General features: G+C 69.5%; 12 protein-coding genes. 4 read left to right on the top strand and 8 right to left on the bottom strand.

Annotated features, from left to right (window positions below):
- Positions 1 to 53 precede the first annotated feature (53 nt).
- Both map and QQK43_RS01970 read left to right on the top strand, forming a co-directional pair.
- Positions 54 to 875 carry a type I methionyl aminopeptidase gene (gene map / locus QQK43_RS01975; protein ID WP_234266488.1) on the top strand — a complete coding sequence of 274 codons (822 nt, stop codon included), beginning with the start codon at positions 54 to 56 and terminating at the stop codon, positions 873 to 875.
- Between the two features lie 25 nt (positions 876 to 900).
- Positions 901 to 3,591: a [protein-PII] uridylyltransferase gene (locus QQK43_RS01970; protein WP_284306434.1), complete on the top strand. Its 2,691-nt coding sequence runs from the start codon at positions 901 to 903 to the stop codon at positions 3,589 to 3,591.
- A gap of 46 nt (positions 3,592 to 3,637) precedes the next feature.
- On the opposite strand, the gene QQK43_RS01965 is transcribed toward QQK43_RS01970, so the two are convergent.
- From QQK43_RS01965 to def, 4 genes are all read right to left on the bottom strand, one after another.
- Entirely contained in the window at positions 3,638 to 6,811 is a 3,174-nt protein-coding gene (locus QQK43_RS01965; RefSeq protein ID WP_284306433.1) for an efflux RND transporter permease subunit, read from the bottom strand.
- A 55-nt stretch (positions 6,812 to 6,866) separates the two neighbouring features.
- Positions 6,867 to 8,009, bottom strand: coding sequence for an efflux RND transporter periplasmic adaptor subunit (locus tag QQK43_RS01960; RefSeq protein WP_284306432.1), 1,143 nt, complete (start codon positions 8,007 to 8,009; stop codon positions 6,867 to 6,869).
- Complete coding sequence (locus QQK43_RS01955; RefSeq protein ID WP_284306431.1) at positions 8,006 to 9,421, bottom strand: efflux transporter outer membrane subunit; 1,416 nt, start codon at positions 9,419 to 9,421, stop codon at positions 8,006 to 8,008. The genes QQK43_RS01960 and QQK43_RS01955 overlap by 4 nt, the downstream gene beginning before the upstream one ends.
- Before the next feature lie 133 nt (positions 9,422 to 9,554).
- On the bottom strand, positions 9,555 to 10,094 hold the full coding sequence (gene def / locus QQK43_RS01950; RefSeq protein WP_284306429.1) for a peptide deformylase: 540 nt from the start codon (positions 10,092 to 10,094) through the stop codon (positions 9,555 to 9,557).
- Between the two features lie 119 nt (positions 10,095 to 10,213).
- Between def and QQK43_RS01945 the strand changes: the two genes are divergently transcribed.
- A complete protein-coding gene (locus QQK43_RS01945; protein WP_284306428.1) occupies positions 10,214 to 10,594 on the top strand; it encodes a hypothetical protein in 381 nt (126 codons plus the stop codon).
- Positions 10,595 to 10,683: 89 nt separating this feature from the next.
- On the opposite strand, the gene ligA is transcribed toward QQK43_RS01945, so the two are convergent.
- The 4 genes from ligA to QQK43_RS01925 all read right to left on the bottom strand — a co-directional run bounded on the left by ligA (position 10,684) and on the right by QQK43_RS01925 (position 19,643).
- On the bottom strand, positions 10,684 to 12,900 hold the full coding sequence (gene ligA, locus QQK43_RS01940) for an NAD-dependent DNA ligase LigA (RefSeq protein ID WP_284306427.1): 2,217 nt from the start codon (positions 12,898 to 12,900) through the stop codon (positions 10,684 to 10,686).
- A gap of 5 nt (positions 12,901 to 12,905) precedes the next feature.
- Positions 12,906 to 14,132: a cell division protein ZipA C-terminal FtsZ-binding domain-containing protein gene (locus QQK43_RS01935; protein ID WP_284306426.1), complete on the bottom strand. Its 1,227-nt coding sequence runs from the start codon at positions 14,130 to 14,132 to the stop codon at positions 12,906 to 12,908.
- Between the two features lie 25 nt (positions 14,133 to 14,157).
- Positions 14,158 to 17,697 carry a chromosome segregation protein SMC gene (gene smc / locus QQK43_RS01930; RefSeq protein WP_284306425.1) on the bottom strand — a complete coding sequence of 1,180 codons (3,540 nt, stop codon included), beginning with the start codon at positions 17,695 to 17,697 and terminating at the stop codon, positions 14,158 to 14,160.
- A 122-nt stretch (positions 17,698 to 17,819) separates the two neighbouring features.
- The gene (locus tag QQK43_RS01925) at positions 17,820 to 19,643 is read right to left on the bottom strand and encodes an AMP-dependent synthetase/ligase (protein WP_284306424.1); all 1,824 of its coding nucleotides are present in this window, start codon (positions 19,641 to 19,643) and stop codon (positions 17,820 to 17,822) included.
- 225 nt (positions 19,644 to 19,868) lie between these two features.
- Between QQK43_RS01925 and dapC the strand changes: the two genes are divergently transcribed.
- Entirely contained in the window at positions 19,869 to 21,092 is a 1,224-nt protein-coding gene (dapC, locus tag QQK43_RS01920; protein WP_284306423.1) for a succinyldiaminopimelate transaminase, read from the top strand.
- Positions 21,093 to 21,119: the final 27 nt, after the last annotated feature.

The raw sequence follows: 21,119 nt of genomic DNA, 5'->3' as shown, positions 1-21,119 counted from the left end.
GGCTTGGCCGGCAAGGGCCCACGCCCGGGGGGCGGATGGGATAATTCCGACCCATGAGCATCACTTACAAAGACGAGGCCGGTATCGCCGGCATGCGCGAGGCCTGCCGCCTGGCGTCCGAAGTGCTGGATTACCTCTCGCCGCTGATCCAGCCGGGCATGACCACGCTCGAAATCGACCGCCTCTCGGCCGACTACATGAAGAAGCAGGGCACGCGCTCGGCCACCGTGGGCTACCAGCCGCCCGGCTACCCGCCCTACCCCGGCCATGTGTGCACCTCCATCAACCACGTGGTGTGCCACGGCATCCCCAACGACCGGCCGCTCAAGAAGGGCGACATCCTGAACGTGGACGTCACCGTCATCACCCAGGACGGCTGGTACGGCGACAACAGCCGCATGTTCCTGATCGGCGGCGAAGCAGCGGCTTCGGTGCAGGCCCGGCGGCTGAACCAGGTCACGTTCGAAGCCATGTGGAAGGGCATCGTGATGGTCAGGCCGGGCATCCGCCTGGGCGACATCGGCCACGCCATCCAGACCTACGCCGAAGGCAACGGCTTCAGCGTGGTGCGCGAGTTCTGCGGCCACGGCATCGGCCAGAAATTCCACGAAGAGCCGCAGGTGCTGCACTATGGCCGCCCCGGCACGCTGGAAGAACTGCGCCCGGGCATGACCTTCACCATCGAGCCCATGATCAACGCCGGCAAGCGCGACATCAAGGAACTGGGCGACGGCTGGACCATCGTCACACGCGACCGCTCGCTCTCGGCGCAGTGGGAACACACGGTGCTGGTCACCCCCACCGGCTACGACGTGCTGACCCTGTCGGCCGGCAGCCCGCCGCTGCCGGCGTTCGTGACCACCACGGCCTGCTGACCCCCTTTCTCCCGGAGACCACGCCATGGGCGACCCCAAAGGCGAGATCGGCGCCCTGCGCCTCCAGTACCGCAGCGACAAGGCCGCCCTGCTCGCCCACCTGGGCCTGCAGGGCACATCGACCCGCGGCGTGCACAAGGCGCTCAAGCAACTGGCGCGGCTGACCGACGACAAGCTGCGCAAGCTGTGGGAATCCGCCGGGTTCGCGCCCGGCTTTGCGCTCATTGCCGTGGGTGGCTTCGGCCGTGGCGAGCTGTTCCCGAATTCCGACGTGGACGTGCTGGTGTTGCTGCCCGATGACGCCCACCCGGACGATGACGCCACCCTCAAGGCACGGCTGGAAGGCTTCATCGGCGCCTGCTGGGACATCGGGCTGGAGATCGGCTCCAGCGTGCGCTCGGTCGCCGAATGTGTGCAGGAAGCCGCGGGCGACGTGACCGTGCAGACCTCGCTGCTGGAATGCCGGCTCATCACCGGCGCGCGGACGCAGTTCACCCGCCTGGTGCGCGAACTCGGCGCCACCATGGACCCCAAGGCCTTCTTCGTGGCCAAGACGCTGGAGATGCGCCAGCGCCACCAGAAGTTCGAGAACACGCCCTACGCGCTGGAGCCCAACTGCAAGGAATCGCCCGGCGGCCTGCGCGACCTGCAGATGATTCTCTGGGTGGCCAAGGCCGCCGGCCTGGGCCACAGCTGGGACGAACTGGCCCGCACCGGGCTGGCCACCCCGCTCGAAGTGCGGCAGATCAAGGCCAACGAGGCCCTGCTCAGCCTGATCCGCGCCCGCCTGCACCTGCTGGCCAACCGCCGCGAGGACCGCCTGGTGTTCGACCTGCAGACCGCCGTGGCCGAATCGTTCGGCTACAAGGCGCAGGTGCCGGCGGTCATCACCCCGGGCGGCCAGGGCCACACACCGCCGACCGCGCGCACCGCCCGCCGTGCCAGCGAGCAGCTCATGAAGCGCTACTACTGGGCGGCCAAGGCGGTGACGCAGCTCAATCAGATCCTGCTGCTGAACATCGAGGAGCGGCTCAACGAAGACACCGGCCCGGTGCGCATGCGCCCGATCAACGAGCGCTTCTACGACAAGGCCAACATGCTGGAGGTGGCCAGCGACCACCTCTACATCCAGCAGCCACACGCCATCCTGGAAACCTTCCTGCTCTACCAGACCACGGTGGGCATCAAGGGCTTGTCGGCACGCACGCTGCGGGCGCTGTACAACGCGCGCCCGATCATGAACGCGAAGTTCCGCAGCGACCCGGTGAACCGCGCCACCTTCCTGCGCATCCTGCAGGAGCCCGAAGGCATCACCCACGCCATGCGGCTGATGAACCAGACCTCGGTGCTCGGGCGCTACCTCTGGGTGTTCCGCCACACGGTGGGGCAGATGCAGCACGACCTGTTCCACGTCTACACCGTGGACCAGCACATCCTGATGGTGCTGCGCAACGTGCGGCGCTTCTTCATCGCCGAGCACTCGCACGAATACCCGTTCTGCTCGCAACTGGCCGCCGGCCTGGACAAGCCCTGGATCCTCTACGTGGCCGCGCTGTTCCACGACATCGCCAAAGGCCGGGGCGGCGACCACTCCGACCTGGGCGCACGCGACGTGCGCACCTTCTGCCGCCAGCACGGCATCGACAGGGAAGACGCCCGGCTGATCGCCTTCTTGGTGAATGAACACCTGACCATGAGCCGGATCGCCCAGAAGGAAGACCTGAGCGATCCCGACGTCATCGCCGCCTTCGCCCAGCGCGTGGGCAACGAGCGCTACCTCACCGCCCTGTACCTGCTGACGGTGGCCGACATCCGCGGCACCAGCCCCAAGGTGTGGAACGCCTGGAAAGGCAAGCTGCTCGAAGACCTGTACCGCTACACCCTGCGCGCGCTGGGTGGTCGCGCGCCCGATGCCGACGCCCTGGTGGAAGCGCGCAAGCGGGCGGCGTTGTCGGTGCTGGCGCTGCACGCCCTGCCGCACGAGGCGCACAAAAAGCTCTGGGACACGCTGGACCTGAGCTACTTCATGCGCCACCAGGCCGACGAGATCGCCTGGCACACGCGCGTGCTGACCAAGGCCCTGGCCCAGGCGCAGCCCCAGTGCAAACCCAACGCGCAGGGCGAGGTGCCGGCCGGCTGCAGCATCGTGCGTGCACGCCTCTCGCCCGAAGGGGAAGGCCTGCAGGTGCTGGTGTACGCACCCGACCAGCACGACCTGTTCGCCCGCATCTGCGGCTATTTCGACAACGCGGGCTTTTCCATCCTGGACGCGCGCGTGCATACCACCCGCGACGGGCGCGCGCTGGACACCTTCCAGGTGATCACGCCCACGCTGTCGGAGCACTACCGCGAGCTGATCGCCATGGTCGAGAACGACCTGGCGCTGACCATCGACGAACGCGGCCCGCTGCCCTCGCCGAGCAAGGGCCGGCTCTCGCGGCGGGTGCGCAGCTTCCCGGTCACCCCGCGGGTGGACCTGCGGCCCGACGACAAGGCGCAGCGCTGGCTGCTCGCGGTCACCGCCAGCGACCGTGCCGGTCTGCTCTACGGCATCTCGCTGGTGCTGGCGCGGCACGGTATCAGTGTGCAACTGGCCAAGATTTCCACCCTGGGCGAACGGGTGGAAGACACCTTCCTCATCAGCGGCCCCGAACTGCAGGTCAACCGCCGGCAGATCGAGATCGAAACCGAGCTGCTGGACACGCTCGAAGGCTGAGCGCCTGCGGGGCGGCCGGCGGCCGCCCCGTTTGTCTCTGCCTGTTTCAGTGAGGCGCCGGCATGGCAGACGGATCGCGTTCGTGCGCGCGCTCGTCGACCACACGGCGCCCGAACAGGCGGGCGGTGAACTTGCCGAGATCGTCCATCATCGTGAACACCGCCGGCACCACCAGCAGACTCAGCAGGGTCGAGGTGATCAGGCCACCGATGACGGCAATCGCCATCGGCGAGCGGAAGCTCGCGTCGGCAGCGCCCGAGCCCAGCGCCACGGGCAGCATGCCCGCGATCATGGCGATGCTGGTCATGATGATGGGGCGCGCGCGCTTGTGGCAGGCGTCGAGGATGGCCTCCAGCCGGGGCAGTCCGCGCTGGCGCCGGGCCTCGATGGCGTACTCCACCAGCAGGATCGAGTTTTTCGAGGCCACGCCCATGAGCATCACCAGCCCGATGAGCGAGGGCATGGAAAAGCTCTTGTTGGTCACCAGCAGCGCCACGAAGGCCCCACCGAAAGACATCAACAGCGCCGGCAGGATCGTCACCGGCATCAGGAACGCCTTGAACAGCAGCACCAGCACGATGTAAATGCACAGCACGCCGGTCAGCATGGCCAGGCCGAAGCTGGCAAACAGCTCGCCCTGCACCTCGGCGTCGCCGATTTCCAGCACCGAGACCCCGGCCGGCAGGTTGCGCATGCTGGGCAGCTTTTCGACCGCGGCCTTCATGTCGCCCAGCGGAATGCCGGCCAGTTCGACCTCGAAGTTGATGTTGCGGGCGCGGTCGTAGCGGCTGATCACGGCCGGGCCGCCGCCGAAGCTCAGCGTGGCCACCTGCTCCAGCATCACCGGTCCGCGCGCGCCCGGTACCGGCAGACGGCCCAGCTGCGCCAGGTCGTGCCGCGCCGCCGGGTCGAGCTTGACCACGATCGGGATCTGCCGCTGTGGCAGGTTGAGCTTGGGCAGCGCCGCGTCGTAGTCGCCCACAGTGGCCACACGCAAGGTGTCGGCGATGGCGGCGCTGGTCACGCCCAGATCGGCCGCCCGCGCGAGGTCGGGCGTGACGTAGATTTCGGTGCGCACCAGCGCCGCCGTGGACTGCACGCTGCCCACACCGGGGATGGTGCGCAGATCGCGCTCGATGGCGCGCGCCGCGCCCTGCAGCGCGGTGGCATCGTCGCCGGTGATCGCCAGGATGTACTTTTCGCCCGAACCGCCCAGCCCGACCTTGCTGCGGATGCCGGGAATGTCGGCCATCGTGGTGCGGATCTGGTTTTCGATCACCTGCTTGCGCGGGCGCTGGCCGCGCGGATCGAGCTGGATCGTCAGCGCCGCCTTGCGCGGCTCGGCCGTGCCCTGGGGTGCGAACGGGTCGGCACCGGCCGAGCCCGAGCCGATGGTGGTGTAGACCGACTTCACGTGGTCGATGCCCATCACCGCCAGCCGCGCGCGCTCGGCGGTGGCCACGGTCTGCGACAGCGTCGCGCCCGGCGGCAGTTCCAGGTAGACCTGGGTCTGTGAGTTGTCGTCGGGCGGCACGAAGCCCTGCGGCAACAGCGGGATCAGCATGACCGAACCGAGGAAGAAGGCCACCGCGCCGAACAGCGTCAGCCAGCGGTGCCGGATGCACGCGGCGGCCCAGCGCTGGTAGGTGTTGAGCCAGGCCGGCTCGTCCTGGTTGGTCATCCAGGCCCAGACGCGGCCGAGGAAGGTGTTGCGGCGGGCCCAGCCCGGCGCTTCCTTGGCCGTGACCATGGGCTTGAGGATGTAGGCCGCCATCATGGGCGTGAGCATGCGCGCGACCACCAGCGAGGCGAACACCGCCAGCGCCGCCGTCCAGCCGAACTGTTTGAAGAACTTGCCCGGGATGCCGGCCATGAAGGCCGTGGGCAGGAACACCGCGATCAGCGTGAAGGTGGTGGCGATCACGGCCAGGCCGATTTCGTCGGCCGCTTCCATCGCGGCCTGGTAGGGCGACTTGCCCATGCGCATGTGGCGCACGATGTTCTCGACCTCGACGATGGCGTCATCCACCAGGATGCCGATCACCAGCGACATGGCCAGCAGCGACACCACGTTGATGGTGAAGCCCATGTAGTGCATGCCGATGAAGGCCGGAATGGCCGACAGCGGCAGCGCCACGGCCGAGACGATGGTGGCGCGGAAATCGCGCAGGAACAGCCACACCACCAGCACGGCCAGGATGGCGCCTTCGTACAGCAGCGTCATGGAGGCATCGAACTCTTCCTGCACCGGGGTCACGAAGTCGAACGACTGGGTGATCTTCAGGTCGGGCCGGCGTGCCTGCAGCTCGGCCAGCTTCTCGCGCACGCCCTGCCCCACCTCCACCTCACCGGCGCCCTTGCTCCGCACCACCTCGAAACCGACCACTGGCCGGCCATCGAGGAACGCGGCCGCCGTGGGTTCGGCGATGGTGTCCTGGACCGACGCCACCTGATCGAGGCGGATGCGGCGGCCGTCCGGCAAGGCCAGTTCCATGCGCGCCAGATCGTCGGCAGAACCCAGCGCCGAAAGCGTGCGCATGGGTTGCTGGCTGCTGCCGATGTCGGCCCGCCCGCCCGCGCTTTCGATCTGCACCCGCGTCATCTGGCGCGAAATGTCGGAGGCGGTCACGCCCAGCGATTGCAGCTTGAGCGGGTCCAGCAGCACCTGCACCTCGCGGTCGACACCGCCGACGCGGTTGACCGCGCCGACGCCGCGCACCGACAGCAGCAGTTTGGCGATGTCGTTGTCGACGAACCAGGACACGGCCTCGTCGTCCATGCGGTCGGACGAGACGGTGTAGGCCAACACCGGCGTGCCGGCCAGGTTGACCTTCTGCACCACGGGCTCGTTCATGTCGGAGGGCAGATCGCCGCGCACCTGACTGACTGCGGAGCGCACGTCGTCCAGCGCTTCCTGCGTGTCCTTTTCGATGCGGAATTCCGCCGTGATGGAGACCACCCCATCCTGCACCTGGGTGTAGATGTGCTTGAGCCCCTGCAGCGTGGCGATGCTGTTTTCCAGCTTGCGCGCCACGTCGTTTTCCAGCTGGTTGGGGGCGGCGCCCGGCAGGCTGGCGATGACGGTGATGTTGGGCAGATCGATGTCGGGGAAGCTCTGCACCTTCATGGCATTGAAGGAGAACAGCCCCGCCAGCGTCAGCATGACGAACAGCATCGCCGCCGGAATCGGGTTGCGGATGGACCAGGCCGAGACGTTCATGCGGACAGGCCCTCCAGCAGTCCCGCCGGGTGGTTCAGGGTGTGGGTCGGGCGTTTCATGGGCTCACCTTCACGAGATCGCCGTCGTTGAGGAAGCCGGCGCCCTGCACCGCCACCGCGTCTTGTGGCTTCAGGCCTTCGAGCACCTCGACCCGGTCGCCGGTGCGCCGGCCGGTGCCGATCTTGCGGGCCTCGGCCTTGTGCTCGGCGTCGATCACGAACACGTAGCTGTGTCCATCACGCACCACCACCGCAGGGGCTGGCACCGTCAGCGCCTGCGTGCGGCCCAGCGCGAAACTGCCTCGGGCGAAAGTGCCGGCACGCAACCCCGCCTGGCGTGGCAGATCGACATAGACCAGCACGTTGCGGGTCTGGGGATCGGCCGTCGGGGCGACGGCCCGCACGGTCCCGGTGACCGGTTCGACGCCGTTGACCATCACCTGGGCTTTCTGGCCGGCCTGCACGCGCACCACCTCATCGGCGGTGACCTCGGCCCGCCATTCCAGGCGCCCCTGGCGCACCAGGCGGAAGAGTTCCTGGCCCGAGCCCACCACCGCCCCCACCGTCGCCGGGCGGGCCGAGATGACGCCATCGTCGGGTGCCAGCACCCGCGTATTGGCCAGGCGCACCTCGGTCGCCGCATAGGCCGCCTTGGCCGCGTCCCACTGGGCCTGCGCCACCTTTTCCTGCATCAGGTACTGCGCGATCTGCGACGCCGACAGCGCGCCGCTGTCCTGGATGGAGCGGGCCCGGTCGGCATCGGCCTTGGCGGTTTCGCGGGCGGCTTCGGCCTGGGCCAGCGCCGCCTTGGCCTGCAGGCTTTCGGCCTGGGTCGTCTCGCCGGCCAGCACGGCCAGCACCTGCCCCTTGCGCACCACATCGCCCACGTTGGCGTTCACCGTCGCCAGGCGCAGGCCGGAGAGTTCGGCCCCCACGCTGGCTTCCTGCCAGGCCGCGATGCTGCCGTTGGCTTCCAGCAGCTGTTCCAGCGCTTGCGTTTCCGGCTGGGCCACGGTCACGGTCAGCGCCGGACTGGGGGCGCCAGTGGCCGTCGGGGTGGTTTCGGCAGCCGGCTTTTCGGCCGGGCCCGCACCGGGGCGCAGCACCATGAACAGGCCACCGAGCACCAGCACACCCAGCAGAATGAGCAGCCAGAGCTTGCTTTTGCCGGCCAGGAAAAAACGGGGAGAGGCGTTCATGCGGGTGCTTTCCATTCAGACTGGGCCTGCGGGTCGAAACCGCCTCCCAATGCCACATACAAAGTGATCCAGGCGCCCAGCCGCTCCTGCAGCAGGGCCACGGCGGCGCTGTCGGCCGCCAGCTTCAGGCGGCGGGCGTCTTCGAGTTCGGTCAGATTGGCCAGGCCCACGCGGTAGCGGGCTTCGGTGGCCTCGAACGAGCGGGTATAGCCTTCGACCGCGGTCTGGGTGGCCGACACGCGCTCGGCCAGCGACGAGAGGGTCACCAGCGAACGTTCCACCTCGGCCACGGCCTGGCGCAAGGTGGCGGCATAGGCCTGGGCCGCGGCGTCGTAGTGGGCCTGGGCCGCCTCGGCACGGCCTTGCAGGCCCTGGCGCCCCAGCAGCGGAAGGCTCAAGGTAAAAGGCCCCACCGACCAGGAGTTGACGGAGATGTCCAGATCGCCGCCCCGGAAGCGGTTGCGCAGCACGTTGCCCTGCAGACTGAGCGAGGGCCACAGCGCCGCCTGCGAAACCGACACCGCCTCGCTCGCGGCCACCAGTGCCTGCTGGGCCTGGTAGACGTCGGGCCGCTGACGGATCACCTCGGCCGGCACGGCGTTCACCGCCAGCATCGCCTGCAAGCGGTCGTGCCCCGGCAACGCCGGCGCCGCCGCCACCTGATCGCGCAGCGTGGGCTCGGCCAGCCCGGTCAGGGCCACCAGCGCCTTGAGCTGCCCCTCGCAGGCAGCGCGCTGCTGCTGGTACCGGTTGCTGCCTTCGGCGTGGCTCGCGCGGGCCAGCGCAGCCACCGCCGGGGCGGTCAGCCCTGCTTTTTCGGTCACGGCACTGCTGCGGGCGGTGCGCTCGCGGGAATCGCGGTCGTCGGCGGTCACGGCCAGTTGTGCCAGGCACAGGCGGTAGCCGTAGTAGGCCTGCGCCGTTTCGGCGGCCACCAGCACGCGCGCAGCGTGCCAGCCGGCCCGGGCGCCGGCCTCGTCGGCCTGCGCACCCCGCACGGCCGCCGATTGCCCACCCCAGAGATCCATTTCCCAGGAAGCCTGGAGACCGGCACTGACCGTGGTGCCCAGCGGCAGGGTCGTGTCGGGGGCGCGCACCGCCGTCGCGACCGCAGCCACCTGCGGGCCTCCGGCGGCTTGCGCGCCCGCGAGGCTGGCGCGGGCGGAAAACACCTGGGCCCGTGCCGACCCCACGGAGGGGCTGAGCGCCTGCGCGCGGGCCATCCAGTCGGCCAGCGTGGGGTCGCCGAACTGGCCCCACCAGTCGGTGAGCGCCGCCGTGCTGCCCTGATGGGCCAACGGGGGCGCGTACCAGGTGGCCGGCATCACCGGCGTTGCCGGGTCGGGCGGCCGCACAGCCGCACAACCGCCCAGCAAGGCGGCACCGGCCATCGCCATCAACATGCGCTTCATCGGATCAAAGCCCCTCTCCAATCGTTTTTCGGGGAGCGACTCTAGCCGATCTCTCCCGCTCAATATGTCGTTTCGTTTCAATGGCGCAGCGCTGTGTAACAGCGCCGCGCCGCCCGGCCCAGTGGTGGCGTGCTCAGTCATCCTCGGCGGCATCGAGGCCAGGAAACAGCACCTCGGTGAACCCGAAGCGCGAGAAATCGCGCACCCGCATGGGGTACAGCACCCCTTGCAGGTGGTCGCATTCGTGCTGCACCACCCGGGCGTGAAAGCCCTCGGCCTCGCGCTCGATGGGGCTGCCATCCGGCGCCTGGCCGCTGTAGCGGATGCGCCGCCAGCGCGGCACCACGGCACGCAGGCCGGGCACCGACAGGCACCCTTCCCAACCCTCTTCCTCCTCGTCCCCCAGCGGGGTGATCACGGGATTGACCAGCACCGTGCGCGGCACGACGGGCGCATCGGGGTAGCGCGGGTTGGGTGCGCCGGAACCAAAGATCACCACCTGCAGATCCACCCCGATCTGCGGCGCGGCCAGGCCGGCCCCATGGGCAGCGGCCATGGTCTGCGCCATGTCGTCCACCAGCCGGTGCAACTCAGGCGTATCGAAGACGGTGACGGGCCGGGCAACGCGCAGCAGGCGCGGGTCGCCCATCTTGAGGATGGCGTGAACGGTCATGGCTGGTGAGGACGTTTTCGGGACGCGCCCGGTCCGGAACAACCCGGATGGCGGTGCATTGTCAAGCATGTAGAGTGGGTGCCATACCCACCCCAGTTACAAATCCCGGGAGACCGTTCATGCCTCACGCCCACCGCCCTGCTCTCGCCCGTTCTCAGGCATCGCGGTTCTGGCCCGCGCTGTGCCGCTCGGTCGCTCTCACGGGTGGGCTGCTCGCAGGCAGCGGCGCCGCACAGGCCCAGGGGGCCGGGATTTTCCAGGGTGCGGACCTCGCACTGGGTGAAAAGCTCATCGCTGAACACCAGTGCGTGCAGTGCCACGTCAGCAAGGTCGGTGGCGATGGCAGCGCCATGTACCAACCCCAGGGCCGCTTCAACACCGCGGGCCTGCTGCGCGGCATGGTCGAGATGTGCAACACCCAGATGAACCTGGGGCTGTTTCCTGAAGAGGTCACCGCGGTGGCCGCGGTGCTCAACCGCGACCACTACAAGTTCAAATAAGGTCTTGGGCCCCACACGCCGCCGCTGACGCGGGTCGCTGCCCCGCGAGGGGGCCCGAATTCGGCCTGGGGCAGCGCTCGGCGCTGAATTCAGCCGTTCAGCAAGGCCAGCATCCCGGCCTCGTCGATCACGGCCACACCCAGTTCGCGCGCCTTGTCGAGTTTGCTGCCGGCCTCTTCGCCCGCCACTACGTAGTCGGTCTTCTTGCTCACCGAGCCGGCCACTTTGGCACCGGCGGCTTCGAGCAGGTCTTTGGCTTCGTCGCGTTTGAGCGTGGGAAAGGTGCCGGTGAGCACGAAGGTCTTGCCCGCCAGCGGCAGCGCGGCGCGCGGCGCGGGCTCACTTTCGGGCCAGTGCACGCCCACGGCGCGCAACTGTTCGACCACCTCGCGGTTGTGAGGCTGCTGGAAGAAGGTGTGCAGGCTTTGCGCCACCACCGGGCCCACGTCGGGCACCTCCAGCAGCTGCGCTTCGTCCGCGGCCATGATGGCGTCGAGCTGGCCGAAGTGGCGCGCCAGGTCCTTGGCGGTGCTTTCGCCCACGTGCCGGATGCCCAGGGCGAAGAGAAAGCGTGCCAGCGTGGTCTGCTTGCTCTTTTCCAGCGCGCTCACGAGGTTCTGTGCGCTCTTGTCCGCCATGCGCTCAAGAGCCGCCAGCTTGGCTACGCCCAAGGTGTAGAGCTCGGGCAGTGTGCGGATCAGGCCGCCGTCGACCAGCTGATCGACCAGCTTGTCCCCGAGGCCTTCGACGTCCATGGCGCGGCGGCTGGCAAAGTGCAGCAGAGCCTGCTTGCGCTGGGCGGCGCAGAACAGGCCGCCCGAGCAGCGGTGGTTGATTTCACCCTTTTCGCGCACCACGGCGCTGCCGCAGACCGGGCAGGCCCTGGGCATGCGGAAGTTGGGCACATAGGGGTGACGCCCCGCACGCTCCGCCGCAGAACCAGGCCACTGCCCCGCCTCCGGCGTGTCGCCGCCCTGGGTCGCTTCTGCGGCGGCATCGGCCCACGGCCCCGGCGCCACGCGGGCCACCACCTCGGGAATCACGTCGCCCGCACGGCGGACGATCACCTTGTCGCCCACGCGCACGCCCTTGCGCCGCATTTCAAACAGGTTGTGCAGCGTGGCGTTGCTGACGGTGGTGCCGCCGACGAACACCGGTTCGAGCTTGGCCACGGGCGTGAGCTTGCCGGTGCGCCCGACCTGGATGTCGATGCCGTTCAGGCGCGTCATCTGCTCCTGCGCCGGGTACTTGTGCGCCACGGCCCAGCGCGGCTCGCGCGTCTTGAAGCCCAGTTCGCGCTGCAGCGCCAGGCTGTTGACCTTGTAGACGACACCGTCGATGTCGAAGGGCAAGGTGTCGCGCCGGGTTTCGATGCGCTGGTGAAACGCCACCAGGCCGGCCGCACCCTGGGCCACGCAGCGGTCTTCGCACACCGGCAGACCGAAGGCGGCCAGGGCGTCGAGCAGGCCGCTGTGGGTGGTCGGCAGCGTCCAGCCGCGCACCTCGCCCAGGCCGTAGGCGAAGAAGGACAGCGGGCGCTGCGCGGTCACCGCCGGGTCGAGCTGGCGCACCGCGCCGGCGGCGGTGTTGCGCGGGTTGATGTAGGTCTTTTCGCCCTTCTCGCGCTGGCGATCGTTCAGGCGCTCGAAATGATCGCGGCGCATGTAGACCTCGCCGCGGACCTCCAACACGTCGGGAAAAGCGCCATGGGTTTCGCCGTCGGGCCGCCCCCAGGCGACACGCGCCCCCTCGGGCGGCAGCGCCCCCCGCGAAGCGGGCAGCGTGGCGGCCAGCATCAGCGGGATCTGTCCGATGGTGCGGATGTTCTGCGTCACGTCCTCGCCGGTCTCGCCGTCGCCGCGTGTGGCGGCCTGCACCAGCACGCCCTGCTCGTAGCGCAGGTTGATGGCCAGGCCGTCGAACTTGAGTTCGGCCGCGTATTCAATGGCCGGCGCCTCGGGCGGCAGGCCCAGTTCGCGGCGCACGCGGGCGTCGAAGGCTTGTGCGCCGGCCGCCGTGGTGTCGGTCTCGGTCTGGATCGAGAGCATGGGCACGGCGTGGCGCACCGGCGCCAGGCCGTCGAGCACCTTGCCGATCACGCGCTGGGTCGGGCTGTCGGGCGTGCGCAGTTCGGGGTGTTCGGCCTCGATGGCCTGCAGCGCCTGGAACAGGCGGTCGTATTCGGCGTCGGGAATCTCCGGCGCGTCGAGCACGTAGTAGCGGTGGGCGTGATGGTGCAGTTGCGCGCGCAGCACGGCGGCACGTTCGGCCGGCGTGGGCTCGGCCGAAAACAGGTCTTCTTGCATGGGGATCAGGAGAACAGGCGCCGGGCCTGGGGCGAACCGGCCGAAAGGTCGCGGCCGTCGAGCGCTTCGTACAGGTTGTCCAGGTCGGCCCCGATGGCGTCGAGCGCTTCGTTCGACAGCGCCCGGCCGGCGTCGTCGGTGACCACGCCGTCCATGGCGTCGGCCAGTGCTGCGGCGGCCTGGCGCAGGCGCACGAAGGGCTGTTCGCTGCACGGCACGTGCGTCACTTCCAGCGACAGCGCCACCTCGCGCAAGGCACTTTGTTCGGGGTCGTCGGCCATGGCGGCCTGGGTGTCGTAGCTCAGGCTCAGCAGCGGGGCCTGCCCCGGCTGGCTCACCGGCAGCACCATGCGACCGGGCAAGGCGCCCGCGACGAAACCGACCCGCGCGGCCTGCTGGGCCACATAACCCGGGCTCCAGGCGATGCGGCGCGCGCGCAGGGTGAAGCCCAACTGCGCGTCGTGCCCGCTGGCGAACACGTCCAGCTCGCGCGCGCGGGCCACCTCGGCCAGCATGTCGGGAAAATCGGGCGCGGCCCCCACGGTGTCGGCAAAGGCCTGGGCCTTCATGACGAATTCGGAGAACTCGATCTCGTTGAGCGGCCCCATGCGGTTGGCCAGTTGCACGCCCGCCTGCAGGGCTTTGTACCGCTGTCCGGGGCGCGGGCTTTCCCACTCGCCGGTGCTGTCGTTCAGGCCTTCGACGGCGAAGGGCTTGCTGCCCACCCGGCGGGTGGCTGGCAGCGCGGCGATGACCGCCTCGCCCGACACCAGGCCGTCGAGCGCCAGGGGCGCGATCACGTCGATCAGGGCGTCCAGCCCGGGCCGCTTTTCCAGCGTGGGCACCATGGTGTTCAGGGTGATCGGCACCACGGGCGGGGTGCGCGGGGCGTCGCTGGCCTCGGCCGGCACCACCGTCACCGGGGCATCCCCGTCCAGCGAAGGTTCGATCCGCTCGGACGGTTCGCCCGCGAGCTCAGCGCCGAAGGTGGGTTCGATACGGGCTTCCGGATCGAGTGCGGGCCGTGGCATGGCCGCCTCGGCGCGCCGCAAGGACTCGGGCAGCGGTGCCCCGTCGTCGGCCTGGGGCAGCGTGTCTGCGGGTGCCGGGTCCGGTTCGGGTTCGCGCGCGGTGCGCGGGGTGTTGCGGCGGGTGACCCAGGCGTTGTAGGCGACCACGCCCGCCAGCACGAGGCCGCCGACGATGGCCAGACTGATCTGCAAGTTGCTCATGGTGTCAGTGGGTGCAATCGGGGATTCAGGCGGTTTCCAGCATGCCGGCGGCGGACTCCATGTCCACCGCGACGATGCGCGAGACGCCCTGCTCCTGCATGGTCACGCCGATCAGTTGTTCGGCCATTTCCATCGCGATCTTGTTGTGGCTGATGAACAGGAACTGCGTGCCTTTGCGGCTCATGCTGCTCACGAGGCGGGCATAACGCTCGGTGTTGGCGTCGTCCAGCGGCGCGTCCACCTCGTCCAGCAGGCAGAACGGCGCCGGGTTGAGCTGGAAGATGGCAAACACCAGCGCGATGGCGGTCAGCGCCTTCTCGCCCCCCGAAAGCAGGTGGATGGTCTGGTTCTTCTTGCCCGGCGGCTGGGCCATCACCTGCACCCCGGCGTCGAGGATTTCTTCGCCGGTCATGACCAGCTTGGCGTTGCCGCCGCCGAACAGCTCGGGGAACATGCGGCCGAAGTGCTCGTTGACCGTGTTGAAGGTGTTGCCCAGCAGCTCGCGGGTTTCGCCGTCGATCTTCTTGATCGCGTCTTCCAGCGTGGTGATGGCCTCCAGCAGGTCGGCCGACTGCGCGTCGAGGAAGGTCTTGCGCTCGCGGGCCGCGGTCAGTTCGTCCAGCGCGGCCAGGTTGACCGCCCCGAGGGCCTGGATCTCGCGGTGCAGGCGGTCGATATCGCCCTGCATGCCGGCGATCCGCACATTGCCTTCGGTGATGCTCTGTGCCAGCGCGGCCAGGTCGGCCTGCGCCTCGGCCAGTTGCTGGCTGTATTGCTCCACCCCCAGGCGCGCGGCCTGTTCCTTGAGCTGGAAGTCGGTGATGCGCTGGCGCAGCGGGTCCAGTTCGCGCTCCAGCTTGAGGCGGTGCTCGTCGCTGGCGCGCAGTTTGGCCGTGAGGTCGTCGTACTGGCTGCGCAGCGCCGCCAGGGCCTGCTCGCGCTCAAGCTTCATGTCCAGCGCGCTCTGCAGCCCGGCCTGGGCAGAGGCATCGGTCAGGCGCGTGAGTTCATCGGCCGCGCGCTGCTGCTCGTCGGCCAGGGCCTTTTCCTGGCCGTCGGCGGTGTCCAGCGAGCGCCGCAACTCGGCCTGGCGCGCCTGCAGGCTGCGCATGGCGAACGTGGCTTCCTGCCCCTGGCGCTCCAGCGCCCGCTGCTGCTCGCGGGCCATGTGGAGCTTGCGTTCGGCCTCGATCACGTGATCGTCGAGCTGGGCATGGCGCTCCTGGCTGTCGGCCAGCTGCATGTCCAGTTCTTCGAAGCGGGCTTCGGCCGTGACGCGGCGTTCCTGAAGTTCGTCGAGCTGACCGTCCACTTCGGCCAGGTCGGCGCCGATCTGTTCGCTGCGCGCGCGGGTCTGTTCGGCCTGCTGGGTCAGGCGCAGCAGCTCCACCTGCAGTTCGTGGGCGCGGCCGCGGGCCTCGCCCGAGTCGCGCCGGGCCGCCACCAGGCGCTGCGAGGCATCGCTGTAGGCAGCTTCGGCGCGCACCAGGGCCGTGCGCGACTGCTCGGCGATCAGCACCTGCGCCTTGAGCTGTTTGTCCAGGTTCTCGATTTCCTGCGCCCGCGCCAGCAGACCCGCCTGTTCGCTGTCGGGCGCGTAGAAGCTCACGCTGTGGGCCGAGACGGCGTGGCCACTGGGCACGTAGACGGTCTGCCCGGGCTGCAGTTGGGCACGCAGTGCCAGCGCCTCTTCGAGCGTGGGCGCGGTCAGGCAGCCGTGCAGCCAGTCGGCCAGCAGCGCCTGGAGCCCGGCATCGTGCAGGCGCAGCCAGTCGGCGAGCGGCTTGGCACCGCCCACCGCCACCGGCGCGGTGGCCGCCCCGGCGGGCACCGGGCTGTAAAAAGCCAGCTTGGCCGGCGGTGCGCCCGTGCCCTGGTGGCCGAGAAAACCGCGCACCATGTCCAGCCGCGAGACTTCGAGCGCCGACAGCCGTTCGCGCAGCGCGGCTTCGAGCGCGTTTTCCCAGCCGGATTCGATGTGCAGGCGGCTCCACAGGCCCTGCAGGCTGTCCAGCCCGTGCTGGGCCAGCCAGGGCTGGAGCTTGCCGTCGGTGCGCACTTTCTCCTGCAGCGCCTTGAGCGCTTCGAGCCGGGCCGACAGATCGGCCTGCCGGGCCGATTCGCTGTTGACGGCCTGCTGCGCGGCGCGGCGCTGCTCGTCGAGCTGGGGCACACTGTCCTGCAGCTCGTGCAGCACGGCTTCGGCCAGCTCGGCGGCTTCGTTGGCGGCGTCGAACTGGCCCTGCATGTCCTGCAGGCGGGCCTCATCGGGCGCGGCCAGCGCGTTGCGGTCGGCCAGCAGGCGCTCGCGCCGCTGGTTGAGCTGGCGGCTCTGTTCTTCGATGGAGCGCTGCTCGGCCGCCAGCACCTGGATCTGCTGCTGCACCTGCGCCACGCTGGCGCGCTGCTCGTTGGCGCGGTTCTGGGCCTGGCGCAGCGCGTCTTCCAGCGCGGGCAGCGTGCCGGTCTGTTCTTCGCCCTGCGCCGCCAGGATGGTGGTCTTTTCTTCCGCGTCGATCAGGGCTTCGGCCAGTTGCTCCAGTTCCACGGCCGCGTCTTCGCGCCGTGTGGCCCAGCCGGTGATCTGCTCCTTGAGCTGCGCCAGCCGCTGTTCGACGCGCTGGCGGCCTTCGACCACGAAACGGATCTCGGCTTCAAGCTTGCCGACTTCGGCGCTGGCCTCGTACAGCTTGCCCTGGGCCTGGTTGACCTGGTCGCCGGCCTCGTAGTGCGCCTGGCGGATGGTTTCGAGCTCGGACTCGACACGCCGCAGGTCGGCCGTGCGCGATTCGAGGTCGTTGACGGCCTGGGCCGCATCGGTCTTGATGCGCGCCTGGTCGGCCTCAGCCTCGGCACGCTTGAGGAACCACAGCTGGTGCTGCTTGAGCGTGGCGGAGGCGGTCAGCTCGTTGTAGCGCGCGGCCACCTCGGCCTGTTTCTCCAGCTTGTCGAGGTTGGCGCCCAGTTCGCGCAGGATGTCTTCCACGCGCGTCAGGTTCTCGCGCGTGTCGGCCAGCCGGTTGCCGGTTTCGCGCCGGCGCTCCTTGTATTTGGAGACGCCGGCGGCTTCTTCGAGGAACAGGCGCAGTTCCTCGGGCTTGGATTCGATGATCCGGCTGATCGTGCCCTGACCGATGATGGCGTAGGCGCGCGGGCCCAGACCGGTGCCCAGGAACACGTCCTGCACGTCGCGGCGGCGCACCGGCTGGTTGTTGATGTAGTAGCTGCTGGTGCCGTCGCGCGTGAGCACACGGCGCACGGCGATTTCGGTGAACTGGCCCCATTGGCCGCCGGCACGGTGGTCGCTGTTGTCGAACACCAGTTCGACGCTGGAGCGGCTGGCCGGTTTGCGGTTGTTCGTGCCGTTGAAGATCACGTCCTGCATGGACTCGCCACGCAGCTCCGACGCCTTGGACTCGCCCAGCACCCAGCGCACGGCATCCATGATGTTGGACTTGCCGCAGCCGTTGGGGCCGACCACCCCGACCAGTTGCCCGGGCAACAGGAAGTTGGTGGGTTCGGCAAAGGACTTGAAGCCCGAGAGCTTGATCGATGACAGTCGCACGAGGAACCCTGAATCGCCACGTCGGGCAGAACACCCTTGATTTCGTTGAATATTTCGCCGCCATGGCCGCCCGAACCGGCCGCCACGGCGAGACTGGATGTTAACTGAGCGACCCGCCCGGCTCAGCGGCGGTACAGGCTTTCGAGCGCGTCGCGGAAATGTGTCGCCAGGTTGTTGCGTTTGAGTTTCAGCGTCGGCGTGAGCAGGGTGTTTTCAGGCGTCCACGGCGCCAGCACCGGCCAGACGGCACGCGGCTGGGCGTAGTGCGGAAAGTCGCGCGTGGCGGCGCGCAGCCGTTGCAGCAGCGCCTCGCGCACCGCTGGCTGCGCCAGCGTCGCTTCGTCGGCCGTCCAGCCCGAGCGTGCGGCCAGCACCCGCCAGGCATCCGGCTCCAGCACCACGAAGGCGGCGATGAACGGGCGCCCCTCGCCCGTCACCCAGGCCTGGGCGAACAGGCTGTCGGCCAGGATCGCCAGCTCCAGATCGGCCGGCGAAACCTTTTCCCCGGTGGAGGTGACGATGATTTCCTTGAGACGCCCCTGGATGCGCAGCCGCCCGTCCTCGAACACGCCCTGGTCTCCGGTGGCGTACCAGCCATCGGCCGACAGCACCCTGGCCGTGTCTTCGGGCCGCTTCCAGTAGCCGCGCATCACGCTGGGGCCGCGAATCTGGATCTCGGCGTTCTCGCCGAGGCGGATTTCCATGCCCTGGAGCGGACGGCCCACGGTCTGTGGGTCGTTGTCGTGTTCGCCGTTGGCCGCCGCCACCGGTGAGGTTTCGGTCAGGCCATAGCCCTGCACCACCTGCAGGCCCAGCCCCAGAAAACACCGCGCCATGGCCGCCGAAAGCGGCGCGCCCCCGCTGATGGCCAGCCGGATGCGGCCCCCGAACTGCGCCAGCAGCGGACGGGCCACCAGGCGCTCCAGCAACGGCCAGACGAGCGCGTCGCGCCAGGCGCCGACGGCCGCATCCTGCGCCGTCAACGGCAGCCCCTGGCGCCGGCGGAAGCGCCGCCAGCCCACCGACTGGGCGGTCTCGAACAGGAAACCGCGCAGCGCCGAGCCGGCCAGCGCCTGCTGGATGCGCCCGTAAACCCGTTCGTAGATGCGAGGCACCGAAATCAGCACCGTGGGCTGCTGGCTGCGCAGGTCTTCCGCCAGCAGCGCCACCGAGCGGGCATAGGCCACGCAGGCACCGGCCGCCATCGGCAGGTAATAGCCGGCGGTGCGCTCCAGCGTGTGCGAGAGCGGCAGGAACGACAGGAAACGGTCTGACGGCCCGGCGGGCACGCGGTCGAGTGTGGCCTGCACATTGGCCACCACGTTGCGGTGCGTCAGCATCACGCCCTTGGGTTTGCCGGTGGTGCCCGAGGTGTAGACCACCGCAGCCAGGTCGTCGGCGGCCGGCGCGTGCACCGAAGTGGCCGGCGCCGCAGCGGCGCCGGCCTGCAGCCAGTCGGCCAGGGCCACCACCCGCGCGTCCGCAGCGGGCAGATCGCCCGGCTGGCCCTGGCGCAGCACCACGCGGCCCAGCGCCGGCATGTCGACGCCCGTGCCCTGGATCGCCTTCCACTGCGGCGGCTGGTTGACGATCAGGCAGGCCGCCTCGCAGTCCGCCAGGATGTAGGCGATGCTGCCCGGGTTGTCCAGGTCGTGCAGCGGCACCGGCACACAGCCCAGCGCCAGCACGGCCTGGTCCATGCACACCGCGTCCAACCCGTTGGGCAGCAGGATGGCGACGCGCGCGCCGGCCGGCAGGGCCTGGACGGCCAGCGCCGCCTGCCACCGGGCGATGCGCTGGCCGGCCTCGGCCCAGGTGGTGGACACCCATTGGCCGGACCGGGGGTCGAACTCGCGGTAGGCCTCGCCATCGGGCGTTTCGGCCACGCGCCAGGCCAGCAATTGCGGCAGGGTCTGCACCTGCGACAGGGAAGAAGATGGGTTCATGACCAGCGGGGCCGGGGCGCGCGCGGGTTGAAAACCTGGGCGGGCCACCGGCCGAAAACAAAGGACGCACAACGTGCCGGGGCCACAACGCCCCCCGGCGCGCGCTTCGATGCTTGTCTCCTGCGGCCGGCTCGGAGCCCGGCCAGCGTCTTGGCCGGCTATTGTGCCCGGACGGGTGCTGTCACCTCGCCGGGACGGGTTGGCCATCCCGGATAATCGGCCGCCATGAATCCCCTGCTCTCCCGCCTGCAGCCCTACCCTTTTGAACGGCTACGCCGGCTGTTCGCCGACGTCACGCCCAGCCCGGCGCACCGCGCCATCAGCCTGGGCATCGGCGAACCCAAACACGCCACCCCGCAGATGCTCAAGGACGCGCTCGCCGCATCGCTGGACACCGGGCTGACCGGCTACCCGGCCACGGCGGGCGAGCCGGGCCTGCGTGAAGCCTGCGCCGGCTGGCTGCAGCGCCGGTACGGCGTGAGCGTCCATCCGGGCACCCAGGTCCTGCCTGTGAACGGTTCGCGCGAGGCGCTGTTCGCGTTCGCGCAGACGGTGCTCGACCCGTCCAAGCCCGGCGCCACCCTGGCCTTTCCGAACCCCTTCTATCAAATCTACGAAGGGGCGGCGTTGCTCGGCGGCGCCGAGCCCTACTACGTGCCCAGCGTGCCGGCGCGCAATTTTGCGGCGGACTGGGCCAGCGTGCCGGAAGCGGTCTGGCAGCGCACGCAGATGATCTATGTGTGCTCGCCGGGCAACCCCACGGGCGCCGTGATGCCCTTGTCCGAGTGGGAAACGCTGTTTGCGCTGAGCGACCGGTACGGCTTCGTCATCGCCTCCGACGAGTGCTACAGCGAGATCTACTTCCGCGATGAGCCGCCGCTGGGCGGCCTGGAAGCCGCGGTGCGCCTCGGACGCCACGATTTCCGCAACCTGGTGATGTTCACCAGCCTGTCCAAACGCAGCAATGTGCCGGGCCTGCGCAGCGGCTTCGTGGCCGGCGATGCGGCGCTGATCAAGGCCTTCCTGCTCTACCGCACCTACCACGGCGGCGCCATGAGCCCGGCCGTGCAGGCCGCCAGCGTTGCCGCCTGGGGCGACGAGGCGCACGTGATCGACAACCGGCGGCAGTACCGCGAGAAGTTCGCCGCCGTCACCCCGCTGCTCGCCGAGGTGCTCGACGTGGCGCTGCCCGACGCGGCCTTCTACCTGTGGGCCGGCGTGCCGGCAGGTTTCGCGGGCCGCCTTCCGGGGCTCAGCGCCGACGAGGCCTTCGCCAGCGAGCTGCTGGCTCAATACAATGTGACGGTTCTGCCCGGCAGCTATCTGGCGCGCGAAGCCGGCGGCACCAACCCGGGCGCGGGCCGGGTGCGCATGGCCCTGGTGGCCGAGCCAGCCGAATGCCTGGAAGCGGCGCATCGCATCGTCGACTTCTGCCGCGCCCACGCCTGAGGCGCCACCGCTCCCCTTTTTCTTTGA

Origin of the sequence: Hydrogenophaga electricum (assembly GCF_030160815.1) — a bacterium.
Lineage (GTDB): Bacteria > Pseudomonadota > Gammaproteobacteria > Burkholderiales > Burkholderiaceae_C > Hydrogenophaga > Hydrogenophaga electricum.
The sequence above is the reverse complement of the archived record's forward strand: the minus strand, read 5'-3'. Positions and strand labels throughout refer to the sequence as shown.

What these genes read in the sequence shown, in the direction of transcription:
- dapC (WP_284306423.1), top strand. Translation starts at nt 19,869, where the DNA reads ATGAATCCCCTGCTCTCCCGCCTGCAGCCCTACCCTTTTGAACGGCTA.
- QQK43_RS01965 (WP_284306433.1), bottom strand. Translation starts at nt 6,811, where the DNA reads ATGAACGTCTCGGCCTGGTCCATCCGCAACCCGATTCCGGCGGCGATG.
- QQK43_RS01945 (WP_284306428.1), top strand. Translation starts at nt 10,214, where the DNA reads ATGCCTCACGCCCACCGCCCTGCTCTCGCCCGTTCTCAGGCATCGCGG.
- QQK43_RS01935 (WP_284306426.1), bottom strand. Translation starts at nt 14,132, where the DNA reads ATGAGCAACTTGCAGATCAGTCTGGCCATCGTCGGCGGCCTCGTGCTG.
- QQK43_RS01960 (WP_284306432.1), bottom strand. Translation starts at nt 8,009, where the DNA reads ATGAACGCCTCTCCCCGTTTTTTCCTGGCCGGCAAAAGCAAGCTCTGG.
- ligA (WP_284306427.1), bottom strand. Translation starts at nt 12,900, where the DNA reads ATGCAAGAAGACCTGTTTTCGGCCGAGCCCACGCCGGCCGAACGTGCC.
- QQK43_RS01925 (WP_284306424.1), bottom strand. Translation starts at nt 19,643, where the DNA reads ATGAACCCATCTTCTTCCCTGTCGCAGGTGCAGACCCTGCCGCAATTG.
- QQK43_RS01955 (WP_284306431.1), bottom strand. Translation starts at nt 9,421, where the DNA reads ATGAAGCGCATGTTGATGGCGATGGCCGGTGCCGCCTTGCTGGGCGGT.
- def (WP_284306429.1), bottom strand. Translation starts at nt 10,094, where the DNA reads ATGACCGTTCACGCCATCCTCAAGATGGGCGACCCGCGCCTGCTGCGC.
- QQK43_RS01970 (WP_284306434.1), top strand. Translation starts at nt 901, where the DNA reads ATGGGCGACCCCAAAGGCGAGATCGGCGCCCTGCGCCTCCAGTACCGC.
- map (WP_234266488.1), top strand. Translation starts at nt 54, where the DNA reads ATGAGCATCACTTACAAAGACGAGGCCGGTATCGCCGGCATGCGCGAG.